Raw genomic sequence first — 15073 nt, 5'->3', positions numbered from 1 at the left:
TTTAAGTTTGTACAGTCTTATAATAAAGTGAATAAAAAAATAGTGAATGGTAAGTAGATATGTAAATATTACTACATTGCTTATAGACGTATATAATAAGTAAAATGTTTATGGTAATTAATTAACTATGATAGGTGTAAGAAGTCATAACAGGTAGCTTTATATGTTAAAATGTGAGTCAAAGGAGTTGGCGTAGATAATGGAATTAAATGCGTATATCGGTAGAGCAGGTACTGGGAAATCAAAAGCGATTATTGAAGAAATTAAAGAAAAAATGAAACAAGATCCATTAGGAGATCCGATAGTATTAATTGCGCCTACGCAAAATACGTTTCAACTTGAACAAGCATTTGTAAACGACAAAACATTAAATGGTAGTTTGAGAACAGAGGTATTGCACTTTGAACGTTTGAGCTATCGTGTATTTCAAGAAGTCGGCGGATTGATGGAACAACAATTATCAAAAGCAGGAACAGAAATGATGATATATGACATCATACAACAACATCAGTCTGAATTAAGGTTATATCAATCACAGGTAAAATATTATGGTTTTAGCGAGAAACTATATGAACAAATACAGGATTTTAAAAAATATGCGGTATCGCCACAACAATTAGAAACGTATATTGCGGAAAATAATTTACAAACGAGAACAAAGCATAAATTACAAGATATAGCATTGGTATACAAACACTTAGAAGATAGAATCAATGGTGAATATGTATCAACAGAGGATAGTTTGCAGCGGTTTATAGAAATGATGGACCAATCTGAGTGGCTTAAACGCGCAGAAATTTATATAGACGGTTTCCACAACTTTTCAACATTAGAGTATCAAATCATACAAAGTTTAGTAAAATATGCGAAAAAGGTGACGATTGTATTAACGACTGATGGTGATAGAGATCTTTTTAGTTTGTTTAGAAAACCCTCTGAATCATTGACGCATATAGAAGAAATTGCGAATAATTTAAATATACAATTACATAGCAGACAGTTTTTGGATGTGCAGCGATTCATACACAACGACTTGAAACACTTGGAACAAAATTTCAATGCATTACAGTTTGAGCCTATTCCAACAGAAGGTAATGTTGAAATTCTAGAAGCTTCTGGCATGCGTGAAGAAATTAACGAAGTTGCGCGACGTATCTTAAGAGAAAATCGTGAACAAGGTCGTCGTTTCCAAGATATTGCTATTTTATATAGAGACGAATCATATGCTTATTTAATGGAATCTATATTGCCACAGTACGATATACCATACAACATAGATGTGAAGTCATCTATGACGCATCATCCAATAATGGAAATGATACGTTCACTTATAGAAGTTATCCAAACTGGATGGCAATTTGATCCATTAATGCGTTTGTTTAAAACAAATATTTTAACTAAAAAATTTAAAGATAGCCAATATCTTATTGATATATTAGAGAACTTTGTATTAGAGCGCGGTATATATGGCAAGCGTTGGATAGACGACAAATACTTTGATATAGAACAATTTAGAAAAATGGGTTTGAAACGCCAGCCATTAACAGATGAAGAACGCGAAACCTTTGAGCGTGTCATTCAATTAAAAAATGACGTAATGAAAAAAGTCATGTTATTTGAGGAGAAAATAAATAATGCTAGCACAGCGATCGCTTTTGCGACTGCATTTTATGAAGCGATGGAAGCATTTGATTTGCCAAGTCAATTAATGACAGATAGAGATACATTAGACGTTAATGGTGAACATAAAAAAGCCGAAGAGATAGATCAAATATGGAATGGTCTTATACAAATACTAGATGATTTAGTGACAGTATTTGATGATCAAAGCATGTCAAAAACGCGCTTCTTAGAACTCTTTGATATTGGATTAGAACAACTAGAATTTATTATGATTCCTCAGACATTAGACCAAGTGAGTATTGGAACTATGGATTTAGCGAAAGTGGATAATAAACAACATGTTTACCTTGTAGGGGCTAATGATGGCGTGTTGCCACAAACGGTGACTGCATCTAGTTTAATTACAGATGAAGAGAAAAAGTATTTCCAAGAGCAGTCATCAATCGAATTAAGTCCCACAGCTGATATTTTACAAATGGATGAAGCATTTGTTTGTTATATTGCTATGACAAGAAGTCGTGCGCATGTCACATTTTCATATGCATTGATGGGAGCGAGTGGTGATGTGAAAGAGCCGAGTCCATTCTTACATCAAATTCAGCAATTGTATACAAATCTAGAAGTACAAAATATTCATCATCAACATCAAGCAGAGCCTTTAAGGTTAATGGAACATCCTCATCAAACTAAGATTGCGCTTTTTGAATCTTTGAAGGCATGGCTAGATGATGAATTGGTAGCTGAAACTTGGTTAGATACGTATCAAGTGATGAGAGATGATACGCGCTTAAATGATGGTTTAACTTATTTACTTTCTGCTTTAACATACGATAATCAGACAGTTCAACTCAATCCATCATTATCCAAAGCATTATATGGCTCAACCATTAATGCAAGTGTGTCTCGTTTTGAAGGATATCAGGCGTGCCCATTTAAACATTTTGCTTCTCATGGTTTAAGACTTAATGAACGTACAAAATATAAACTAGAAAATTTTGACTTAGGCGACATATTTCATCGGGTTTTAAAATTCATTTCAGAAAAAGTAAATGGTGATTTTAAGAATTTAAATCCAAAACAAATACACAAGCTAACGACAGAAGCATTGAGTGAAATATTACCAGAAGTTCAATTTAATTTACTTAATTCAACGGCGTATTATCGCTATTTGTCGCAACGCATTGGTGCCATTGTTGAGACGACATTGACTGCACTTAAATACCAAGGAAGTCATACTAAGTTTACACCACAACGTTTTGAAGCTAGCTTTAGAAGAAAACCTAAAGATCAAAGTGAGTTATTAGCAGCACCATTGCAAACGAAACAAGGTATACCAATCAATATTCGCGGTCAAATCGACCGTATCGACACATACCAACAAGGCGATGAAAGTTTTGTAAATATTATAGATTATAAGTCATCTAAGTACAGTGGTACACTAGATTTAACTAAAGTATATTATGGCTTGCAAATGCAAATGATGACTTATATGGATATTGTTCTGCAAAATAAATCAAGACTTGGTTTAACAGATATGACTAAACCAGGAGGTCTACTATATTTTCACGTACATGAACCACGTATTAAATTAGCTTGGAATCAATTAAGTGAAGATAAAAGAGACACCGAATTTATTAATTCGTTTAAACTCAGTGGTTTATTAAATAGTGCCACATCTGTCTTAGATGCGTTTGATACACGATTAGAACCAAGTTACAATTCCGATATTGTACCATTAGGTTTGAAAAAGGATGGCGGAATTAAAAGTAATAGTAAAGTTGCCGATGAACAGACAATTTATAAATTAATTAAACATAATAAACAGAACTTTATTGAAACAGCGTCAAATATTATGGATGGTCATACCGAAGTTGCACCAATGAAATATAATCAAACATTACCATGTGATTTTTGTAATTATAAATCAGTCTGTCATGTAGATGGCATGATTGATAGTAAACGATATCGTACAGTTGACGAATCAATCAATCCGCTTGAAGCAATCCAAGATGTAGATTTAGAAAGTGAGGGTGAGTAATGATGAATGCCATTCCAGTGAAACCAACAGGGACACGATGGACTGATAACCAATGGAAGAGTATCTATGCCAAAGGCCAGGATATTCTTGTTGCAGCTGCAGCCGGTTCGGGTAAAACAGCAGTACTTGTTGAACGCATCATTCAACGCATTATCAGAGATGAAATTGATGTTGATAAATTGCTTGTGGTTACTTTTACAAATGCAAGTGCACGTGAAATGAAACAACGTGTAGATCAACGCATTCAAGAAGCTTCAATTGAAAATCCGGACAATGCACATTTGAAAAATCAACGTGTCAAAATACATCAAGCACAGATATCTACATTACATAGCTTTTGCTTGAAACTCATTCAACAACATTATGATGTCTTAGATATTGATCCTAATTTTAGAACAAGCAGTGAAGCGGAAAATATATTATTACTAGAGCAAACAATCGATGAAGTGCTAGAACGTCATTATGATATATTGGATCCTCATTTTATTGATTTAACAGAGCAATTATCATCTGACCGTAATGATGATCAATTAAGGAATACCATTAAAGAAATGTATTACTTTAGTGTTGCTAACCCAAATCCATTAAATTGGCTACAACATTTGTCAACACCATACGAAGATGAATCACAGCAAGAAACATTATTCAATTTGCTTAATGATTTAGCGATGATATTTATGAATTCTGCGTTAGAGGCACTCAATAAGAGTTACGATTTATTTATGATGTTGGAAGAAGTAGATAAACAAGTCGCTGTATTAGATAAAGAACGCCGTTTCTTAGCAGAAGCGATGGAAGGTGGCTTGTTAAATACGCAGAAAATTGCTGAACATCAATTTGAATCACGTTTTCCTGCAAAAAATAAAAAGATAAAAGAAGCTAATGAAATGATGATCGATGCTTATGATGATGGTAAAAAGCATTATGATGATTACAAAGCGTTAGTGAGTAAAGTTCAAGAAGATTATTTTTCACGTGAAGCCGCTGACTTAAAAACTGATATGCAACGTTTAGCGCCAAGAGTCGCTTATTTAGCGCAAGTTACAGCAGATGTGATTGAACAATTTAATCAGAAAAAACGAAGTCGTAACTTACTGGATTTTTCTGATTATGAACATTTTGCCTTGCGTATTTTAATGGATTCAAACGGTAATCCGTCAGAAATTGCGGATATGTATCGCAAGCAATTTGAGGAAATCCTTGTAGATGAATATCAAGACACCAATCGTGTGCAAGAAAAAATCATTGCATGTATTAAACGTGGCGACGAAGCGGATGGTAATTTGTTTATGGTTGGTGATGTGAAACAGTCTATTTATAAATTTAGACAAGCAGACCCAAGTCTTTTTATAGGGAAATATAATCGTTTTACGCTCGATGGGTCTGAACATGGTATGCGTATAGATTTGTCTCAGAACTTTCGATCAAGGGAAGAAGTATTAACAACGACGAATTATTTATTTAAGCATATGATGGACGAGGCAGTTGGAGAAATTGTTTACGACGATGCAGCACAGTTATATTATGGGGCGCCGTTTGATCATAAACCACATGATGTACAGTTGAATATGTTAATTGAAGATGCATCATCAGACTTAAATGGGTCAGAACAAGAGGCAGAATATATTGTACAGCAAGTTGAAAAAATAATGTCGCAACATGAAATTTATGATATTAAAACGGAACAATATCGAAAACCGAGCTATAAAGATATTGTGATTTTAGAAAGATCATATGGACAAGCGCGTAAAATTCAACAAGCATTTAAGGATCATAATATCCCATTTCATGTGAACAGCAAGGAAGGCTATTTTGAACAAACTGAGGTGCAATTGATTTTATTGTTTTTAAGAACTATAGATAATCCTTTACAAGATATTTATTTAGTCGGTCTCATGCGCTCTGTTATTTATCAATTTACTGAGGATGAGTTATCTAATATACGTGTATTTAGCCCAAACGATGATTACTTTTATCAATCGATAAAGCATTACATGGCCAATGATGTAGCTAATAAAAAATTAGTAGCTAAACTTGCGTCATTCCTTGAAGATATCGAACAATATCAAGACTATAGTCAAAGTCATCCAGTTTATCAACTCATCGATAAATTTTATAATGATCACTACGTCATACAGTACTTTAGCGGCATTATTGGTGGTAAAGGTCGTCGTGCGAATTTATATGGATTATTTAACAAAGCGGTCGAATTTGAAAACTCAAGTTTTCGTGGATTGTATCAATTTATTCGTTTTATTGATGAACTTATTGAACGTGGTAAAGATTTTGGTGAAGAGAATATAGTCGGACCGAACGATGATGTTGTTAGAATGATGACAATTCATAGCAGTAAAGGGCTAGAGTTTCCATTTGTTATATATTCTGGGCTTTCTCGTAAGTTTAGACGTGATGATTTACATCGGCCGGTTATATTAAATCAGAGTTATGGTTTAGGTATGGCGTATTATGATGTTGAAAGTAATTTATCTTATCCGTCGTTATCTTCAGTGACATATAAAGCGATTGCTGAAAAAGAGATGGTTTCAGAAGAAATGCGACTCATTTATGTTGCTTTAACACGAGCAAAAGAACAACTTTTTTTAATTGGTAGAGTTAAAGATGAAAAAACACTTTCACAGTTTGAACAAGTATCCGTATCGGAATCCCATTTACCGGTGAGTTATCGCATAACAGCACAACGACCGATTGATATGATTTATCCAATACTAGCCAAATACCAGTCTTCATCATTGCCAAATGAGTTGCGCTTTGAACAGACGATAGAGGACGTTGATCAAGCCATGCGACCATATGTACAATTAAACACTGATTTTTATGAAGATATTGCGTCAGAAACAGTTACTGATGTAAGCGAACAGCGCACGGTAGCAGATATAGAAATGAATCATTCGAAAAATGAAGCACTTCAAGCTCAAATTCATAATCAATTAAGCTATGAATATCCATATCAATCAGCTATAGAAAAGCCCTCAAAGCAATCGGTTTCGGAGTTGAAGCGTCAGCATGAGACGGAACAATCAGATACGAACTATGATAGAGTTAGACAATATCGTATTGGTTCTACTTCATATGAGAGACCGGCATTTTTAAGCCGTAGTAAGCAAAGAAAAGCGAATGAAATAGGTACATTAATGCATACAGTTATGCAACACTTACCTTTTAATAAGGATAGATTAACCGAAGAAGATGTAAACCGTCTCGTAGATCATCTGATAGCGCAACATATTATTCCTGAAGATGCCAAACAAGATATCCGATTTGATGATATCTACAATTTTATAGCAAGTGACTTGTATCAATTAATTGCTGAAAGTGACGAAATATATCGCGAGTTGCCATTTGTTGTTAATCAAAATGAGGTTGACCATAACAAGCATAGTGAAGAAGATGCTTCAATTATTCAAGGGATGATTGACCTTATATTTGTGAAAGAGGGACAATATTATTTTGTAGATTATAAGACGGATGCCTTTAATAGACGAAGAAATATGTCAGATGAAGAGATTGGTGCTCAATTGAGAGAACGCTATAAGGTTCAAATGAATCATTATCGTAATACATTAGAAACAATATTGAAGACCGATGTGAAAGGATTCTTGTATTTCTTTAAATTTGGTCAGTTATCTATAGAAGGATAAAAAGGAGCGTTACACGTGCCTGTGAAACAAAGAATGTTTGAATTAGATGCTTTGCGAGGAATAAGTCTTTTCGGCATTATTTTAATGAATATTTTAGTTTTTAGTCTTCCGTACGAGATGGCTTCAATGTCTCAGACAGTAAAAGGCTTTAATGCTGTATTACTCCATTTGATTACACTGTTTGTTATAGGTTCATTTTATCCGATATTCACTTTTTTATTTGGGTATGGACTTGGTATGATGTTTGAGCATAGTCGAATCAGAAAAGTTCGATTTTATCCAATGATCTACAGAAGACTTAGCTTTTTATTAGTCATCGGTGTAATTCACGGTATGTTTATCTTTTCAGGTGATATCCTATTTGGTTATGCATTTACAGGGCTATTCGCAGTACTGTTTATTAAAATGAAAGCCCAAAAGCTAATTAAAATAGCTAGTATTTTATTTGTGTTTAAAATCCTTATCTTTGTGGTGCCTTTTGCCATTTTAAATTATACGCAAGGTGTTTATGAGAAAAATAACTATCTAGGTATATCTCTGCAACAATTTATCGATGTTAAACAGAATGGACACTATGATTCATTTTTAAAGTTGAACGTTCTTGAGAATCTATATAGTATGTTGGATATTTTAATGGGATCTGCATTTCTGGAATTTTTACCTTATGCCCTTTTCGGTATTGCTGCATATAAGATGAATTTAATTGAACTTATTCGAACAAAAAGCTCATCCTTTTTGAAATGGGGGAGTTTAATAGCTATTTTAGGCTATTGTATTAAAATGCCTTTTGCTATTGATTATGATAATGGTTCATTCGCTGTTATCAATGCTGTAGGTGGCCCGATTGTATCTGCAGGGTATATTATACTCATAGTATATTTATGTCAAAGTGTTCATGGTGCACAAATCATGCGTATATTTAAGTATCCCGGTAAATTGAGCTTATCGGTTTATATTACTCAAAGTATCATGTTTACATTTATTTTTATGGGCTTTGGCTTAGGGTTATATAACAAGTTGCCATTATATCAATCCTATCTCATTGTTATCATTTTTTATAGCTTACAAGTCATTGGTTGCTATTTTTATTTGAAAAAATTCAGTAAAGGTCCAATAGAATGGTTATGGCGAAAAGTCACATATTTGAAGTAATCGTTTTAGTTTAGGTAAAAGGTCTGAATTTTTGGCTTATACTAGTTATATATTTGTTATTTAGTGGTAAATATAGTTATAATATGAAATAAGATATAGATGAGGAGCTGATAATGAATGAAATTCCTATCATTCAGACATGAAGGACAGACATCATATGGTGTGAAAGTAAAACGTGAAGAAGCTGCATGGGACTTGAAGAAAGTATTTGCAGATTTTGCTGAAGGTTCATTTCACCCTAAAACGTTATTAAATGGTCTTCAACAAAATCAAGTCGTAGATTTTCAAGAACAAGTTCGTAAAGCGGTTGTTGCAGCGGAAGACAGTGGTAAAGGTGAAGATTACAAAGTTCAGTTTAGCGACATTGAATTTTTACCACCAGTCACGCCAACTAATAATGTAATTGCCTTTGGACGTAATTATCAAGATCATGCGAATGAGTTAAATCACGAAGTACAACGTTTGTATGTTTTTACTAAAGCTGCTTCGTCATTAACTGGTGATAATAGCACGATACCAAATCATAAAGATATTACGGATCAACTAGACTATGAAGGTGAGCTTGGTATTGTCATTGGCAAATCTGGTGAGAAAATACCTAAAGGTCTCGCTTTAGATTATGTTTATGGTTATACAATTATTAATGATATAACAGACCGTAAAGCTCAAAATGCACAGGACCAAGCATTCTTATCTAAAAGTTTAACAGGGGGTTGCCCTGTAGGACCATATATTGTAACAAAAGATGAATTACCTACGCCAGAAGATGTCAATATTGTAACCAAAGTTAACAATGATATTCGTCAAGATGGCAATACAGGTCAAATGATTCTTAAAATTGATGAATTAATCGAAGAAATTTCAAAATATGTAGCATTACATCCAGGAGATATTATTGCGACTGGCACACCAGCGGGTGTTGGTGCAGGTATGAATCCACCGCAATTCTTACAACCTGGTGATGAAATTAAGGTAACAATAGATAATATTGGTACGTTAACAAACTTTATTGCAGATAAATAATCATTGATTATTGTTAACTGGTTAATCCATGGCGGGTTAACCAGTTTTATTTTTTTGTAAATTAGTAATGTAGTTTTTTTGAATTGTACAGTTATATTGAGTATGATAAGAGATGTAATCTTTTGACTTCAAAGTTAAAAGGGGACAACATACTTCTGTTTTATATATTTTTGAAGTAAAAATTGTGTGGGGGTAATCAAGTATGTTACATATGCATATTGCTAGTTGGGTTTTATTAATCATCTTGTTCTTTGCTGCTTATTTTAATTTTTCAGAAAAACAAGGTGCATCACCATATTTCAAACCAATTCATATGCTATTAAGACTATTTATGCTATTAGTCTTAATTTCTGGATTTTGGGTTTGGATTCAATCATTTTCATCAGGAGCTGCTGGTGGGCACATGTTACTTACATTGAAAATGATATGTGGTGTGGCTGTAGTTGCATTAATGGAAGTAACAATTACTAAACGTAAAAAAGGGCAACCTAGTCATGGCTTAATGTGGACGACGATTGTAGTAATCATCTTAACGATGATTATAGGTATTATTTTACCTATGGGTCCAATTACGCAAATGTTTGGTTTATAAACGTAAGTGTATAACAATAATAAAAGCCGTACAATTCCATTAGGAAATGTACGGCTTTTATTTATATAGTTATTTATTTCGTGCTTTATAACCTATCATATTAATAATATCTTTGGGTCTACTGTATGGTGGTGCATAAGCTACTTCAAATTCAACTAATTCATCGATAGTGAGTTTATGCATCATAGCCATTGATAGTACATCAATACGTTTGTCGACACCTTTCATACCTACTGCTGCAGCACGAATGATACGTCGATTTGTCTTATCAAAGTAAACGCGTAAGTGCAGCTTGGTATTTCCTGGGTAATAACCGGCATGTTCACCTTGATTTGCTTCGACCATTGCATAATCAAAATTTGAAAGCTCTTTCGGTGATACACCGACACTAGCAAATGTATAATCGAAGAATTTTACGATATTTGAGCCTAAATAACCTTTAAAGTGTATCTTGTGATCACCAGCTAATTGTTCGGCGATGACACTAGCACCACGATGTGCACCCCAAGCTAAAGGAACGTGTGCATTTAAATCAACATGGCGATAATGGGACGTAATGATATCACCTAGTGCATAAATATTTGGAATGTTCGTTTGAAATTGGTCGTTTACTGGAATATAGCCTTTATCATCTAAAGTAACGTTTGAATTTTTTATAAATTCTGAGTTTGGTTTAACACCAACGCCTTCGATAATTAGGTCATAATTTTCAACTTTACCAGATTCAAAATGCACTGCATTGCCCACAACTTTTGAAATTTCTTCGTTGAATCTATAATGAATATCTCTCTTATCCATTTCATCGAGGATTGCTTGATTCATGTCTTGATCCATTAGTTTATTAATATGTGTTGAACGATGGATGAGTGTAGGGGAGATACCTCTTTCATATAGATTATCTAAAATTTCAAGACCGATATATCCAGTACCTACGACAAGTGCGTTTTTAACTTGATTTTCTTTGATGAATGTTTCAATTGCATCTGTATCTTCCATGTTTCTTAATGTAAACGCAATAGGACTATCTAAATTTAATGAATTGGCACTACAGCCAGGACTTAATATTAAAGTATCATAATGTGTCTCAAAATACGTATCCTGTATACGATCATAGACAGTAATTGTATTCTCTGTGTCATTTATTGATGTTACTTTGTGACAAGGTTTGACAACAATATTTTTAGCTTCATAAAATGATTCAGGTGTTGCTTCAAGCACCTTATTGCGCGAATCTACCACGTTACCTAAATAATAAGGCAGGGCACAATTAGCAAAACTCATATCTCTATCTTTTTCAAAGACAACAATTTCGCTTTCTTGATCAAGTCTTCTAATTTGACTGGCTACCGTTGCACCACCTGCAACTGCACCTACTACTACAATTTTATTCATAATGAAAAGCCTCCTTAAGTATCTATCTATGATTCTATACTAGATTTTACTGATTCTTCATAAGGCATATTTAATTGGAAATAGTCGTTTAAATAACGTCCAATGCCATCCTCATTATTAGAATATGTAGTTTGATTTGCAACGTGTTTAAGTTCATCTAAACCATTGTCCATCGCGATACCGTGTTTCGCATATTTAATCATTTCCAAATCGTTATCTTCGTCTCCAAAAGCAATGATATGATTTCTATCAATATTTAAATATGATTTCACATAATCAATCCCACGTGCTTTGCTAATACCTTGCTTAACAATTTCTATTACTGGGAATGGTGAACCCCATCGACGATGTTCAATATTTTCAGCGTAAAAACGTGTGAGCATTTGTTTGACTCTAGGAATCATAAATTCTTCTGCTTCAACTAAAATCGATGTTGGAGACTCAGTTAATGAGTTAAGTAAATCGCCTGTTTCAACTTTTGGATTTCCCATAGAGAACCCATCGAATAATTTTTGATCGTAATTATTAATAAAAACATAATCTTTAACTTCAGCAATCATGTTTGTTACGCCATAATCATTCAGTGATTCAATGATGTTTTTAGATAAATCTAAGTCCAATACTTCATGCATTGGCTCAAACTGATCGTCTTTTGGATGATGAACAAAGGCACCATTGAAATTAACAACCGGTGTATCCATATTTAATTCATGGTAATATATTTGACTGGCTCTATAAGGTCTACCAGTAGCAATCATTAATTTATGACCTTGTTGTTGTAGTGTTGTTAAAACGTTTTTTGTATATGGTGAGATTACTTTTTCATCTGTTAATAACGTGCCGTCTAGATCTAGACAAATTAAATAAGATTCCATTTAATTCTCCTTAATGTTTTTTATTGATGTATTGAATATCATAGCATTTTATTGGCGTTTTGTAAGATATTTGATATATTGTTAGTATCATTAAATTCGAAGAGGTGATATGAATGGATGAAGGATTAAAAGATAGCATATTAAATGCGTTAGAAATGGTTATTGACCCTGAGTTAGGTATTGATATTGTCAACTTAGGTTTAGTATATAATGTTGATGTTAATGACGAAGGTTTATGTACAGTTGAAATGACATTAACATCTATGGGATGCCCAATGGGACCACAAATTGTTAACCAAGTTAAAATGGTTTTAGCTGAGATTCCAGAAATAGCAGATACAGAAGTGAATATTGTTTGGAGTCCACCATGGGGTAAAGACATGATGTCTCGTTATGCTAAAATTGCATTAGGCATCGGCTAACGCTACTAATAGTAATTGAAAATACTAGCTTAAAGATCGATAATGGTCTATAGGCTAGTATTTTTTTGAAAAATTTAAAGCATGCTGACAATCTTAAAATAAAATTTTTCTATAGTGCAAATCATTAAAATAATTGCAGTTATGTTACGAAAGTATTACAATAGCTTGGTGTAAAACATTAAAAAGCAAAAGTAATATATTCGGAGATGAAAGTATGGTAGTAAATGAACAGAAATTCTAATAATCGTAATCAAACCAACCGTCACACGCGTTATATGCCTGGTTTAGATGGACTTAGAGCAATTGCAGTTATAGGTATTATTATTTATCATTTAAATAAGCAATGGTTATCTGGTGGGTTTCTTGGTGTAGATACATTTTTTGTAATTTCGGGCTACTTAATTACAAGTTTACTTTTGTTTGAGTATGAAAGTACCGGCATTATCAATTTGAAGCAGTTTTGGTTACGGCGAATTAAACGTTTGATACCGGCCGTATTGGTATTAGTTGTTACAGTAACTTTAGCGACACTCATTTTTAAGCCTGAACAAATTATAAGTATAAAGCATGATGCATTTGCAGCCATTTTTTATGTATCAAATTGGTGGTATATTGCAACTGATGTAAATTATTTTGAACAGTTTGCCTTTATGCCATTAAAACATTTGTGGTCATTAGCAATTGAAGAGCAATTCTACATAGTTTTTCCAATCGTTTTGATAGCATTATTATTAACAATTAAGAAATACCGAAATGTAACACTTATTTTTTGGATTATTTCACTGATTTCATTACTTTTAATGGTTTGGATTTCTCAACCACATATGCAACATTCTCGTGTTTATTTTGGAACAGATACAAGGTTACAAACGATGTTGCTCGGTGTTATATTAGCCTTTATTTGGCCGCCATTTAAATTAAAGCAGAACCCTAATCCTAGTCTCAGGTTCATTATTGATAGTATAGGTGCAATAGGGATTTTAATACTCTTATTACTTTTCATTAAAGTCGATGATAATAGTGATTGGATCTATAATGGTGGTTTTTACCTTATTTCCGGTATCACTTTATTTGTTATCATTAGTGTAGTGCATCCATCGGGGTATTTCGCTAAATTAATTGGAAATCCTTTCTTTGTTTATATTGGTAAACGCTCTTATAGTTTATATTTATGGCATTTCCCAGTCATAAGCTTTTTACATTCCTATTATGTTGAAGGCCAAGTCCCATTATATGTATATGCTCTAGACATCTTATTGACTATTTTCTTTGCTGAAATATCATATAGATTCATTGAAACACCGTTTAGAAAACAAGGATTCAAGGCCTTAAGTATTAATAAATATAAAAAGTCCGCATTAATCAGAACTATACTACTAGGCGTGATACTGCTACCAACCATTTTTATTTTTGCGGGGACATTTGATCGTTTAGGAAAAGACCAAATTAATAATAAATCAATGTCATATAATACAGCAGAAATTGATAAGTATATGGTTAGACCCATACCGGTCGACCATGTTAACTTTTTAGGAGATTCAAATTTTAAAAAAGATAAAGATAATGAGGTATATACTGATTTGAGTCCACTGCTTATTGGTGATTCGGTTATGGTTGATATTGGAGAAACTTTTAAAACGCACGTTCCCAATGCAACCATTGATGGTAAAGTCGGACGTAATTTATATGAAGCTATACCATTAACAGATGAAAAATATAAATCTTACAATTATAAGTCTAAGCAAGTGATTTTAGAATTAGGAACGAATGGAGATTTTTCTGAAGCACAGCTGGACGAACTGATAGGCAAATATGGTAAAGCCAATGTGTATTTGATTAACACGCGTGTACCAAAAAGCTATGAAGGTCATGTCAACCAAGTTATGTCAGACGCAGCTAAAAAGCATCATAATGTAACATTGATTGATTGGTATCAACGTTCGAAAGGCCATAGCGAGTACTTTGCACCAGATGGTATTCATTTAGAGCCTTCAGGTGTAAAAGCATTAACAGATGAAATTTTAAAACATATTGCAACGAAATCAACTGCTAAGTAGCAAAATTAAATATGAAATTGAGTCAATTTAATAAATTTAATTAGAGTGTGATTTGCATGAAATAGACTGCTAAAACACAATAAAAGGCATAACCGCTTAATGAACAAGAGGTTATGCCTTTTAATTTATTGAGTGTCATGAATATTCATATCTAAGGGGTGTTTATATATCATGTTTAAAATGAACAAAGTCATTGTTTAGAATATAAAAATTATGGGCAAAACATAGGTATATAAGGCA

Annotated in this window: 9 protein-coding genes; 7 read left to right on the top strand and 2 right to left on the bottom strand. The window is 33.2% G+C overall.

Annotation, left to right across the window (positions count from 1 at the left end; translation table 11 throughout):
- Positions 1–199: 199 nt before the first annotated feature.
- From addB to L987_RS01340, 5 genes are all read left to right on the top strand, one after another.
- Complete coding sequence (gene addB / locus L987_RS01360; protein ID WP_047502528.1) at positions 200–3661, top strand: helicase-exonuclease AddAB subunit AddB; 3462 nt, start codon at positions 200–202, stop codon at positions 3659–3661.
- On the top strand, positions 3661–7320 hold the full coding sequence (addA, locus tag L987_RS01355) for a helicase-exonuclease AddAB subunit AddA (RefSeq protein ID WP_081979837.1): 3660 nt from the start codon (positions 3661–3663) through the stop codon (positions 7318–7320). The genes addB and addA overlap by 1 nt, the downstream gene beginning before the upstream one ends.
- Positions 7321–7335: 15 nt before the next feature.
- Positions 7336–8472: a DUF418 domain-containing protein gene (locus L987_RS01350; RefSeq protein WP_011303502.1), complete on the top strand. Its 1137-nt coding sequence runs from the start codon at positions 7336–7338 to the stop codon at positions 8470–8472.
- A 117-nt stretch (positions 8473–8589) separates the two neighbouring features.
- Positions 8590–9495, top strand: a complete 906-nt coding sequence (locus L987_RS01345; protein WP_011303501.1) for a fumarylacetoacetate hydrolase family protein — start codon at positions 8590–8592, stop codon at positions 9493–9495.
- Positions 9496–9697: 202 nt separating this feature from the next.
- Positions 9698–10087, top strand: coding sequence for a YisL family protein (locus L987_RS01340; protein ID WP_011303500.1), 390 nt, complete (start codon positions 9698–9700; stop codon positions 10085–10087).
- 69 nt (positions 10088–10156) lie between these two features.
- Here L987_RS01340 and L987_RS01335 read toward each other — a convergent pair whose 3' ends face one another.
- Positions 10157–11479 (bottom strand): CoA-disulfide reductase, encoded by a 1323-nt coding sequence (locus L987_RS01335; RefSeq protein ID WP_011303499.1) that lies wholly within the window; start codon positions 11477–11479, stop codon positions 10157–10159.
- Between the two features lie 26 nt (positions 11480–11505).
- Positions 11506–12354, bottom strand: coding sequence for a Cof-type HAD-IIB family hydrolase (locus L987_RS01330; protein WP_011303498.1), 849 nt, complete (start codon positions 12352–12354; stop codon positions 11506–11508).
- Positions 12355–12467: 113 nt separating this feature from the next.
- Here L987_RS01330 and L987_RS01325 point away from each other — a divergent pair, with 113 nt between their 5' ends.
- Together L987_RS01325 and L987_RS01320 are read left to right on the top strand one after the other, a co-directional pair.
- Complete coding sequence (locus L987_RS01325) at positions 12468–12776, top strand: metal-sulfur cluster assembly factor (protein WP_002483779.1); 309 nt, start codon at positions 12468–12470, stop codon at positions 12774–12776.
- A 224-nt stretch (positions 12777–13000) separates the two neighbouring features.
- Positions 13001–14833, top strand: a complete 1833-nt coding sequence (locus L987_RS01320) for an acyltransferase family protein (RefSeq protein ID WP_047502525.1) — start codon at positions 13001–13003, stop codon at positions 14831–14833.
- Positions 14834–15073: the final 240 nt, after the last annotated feature.

Origin of the sequence: Staphylococcus sp. ZWU0021, from assembly GCF_000798895.1 — a bacterium.
GTDB classification, from domain to species: domain Bacteria; phylum Bacillota; class Bacilli; order Staphylococcales; family Staphylococcaceae; genus Staphylococcus; species Staphylococcus saprophyticus.
This window is presented reverse-complemented; position numbering and strand designations above follow the sequence as displayed.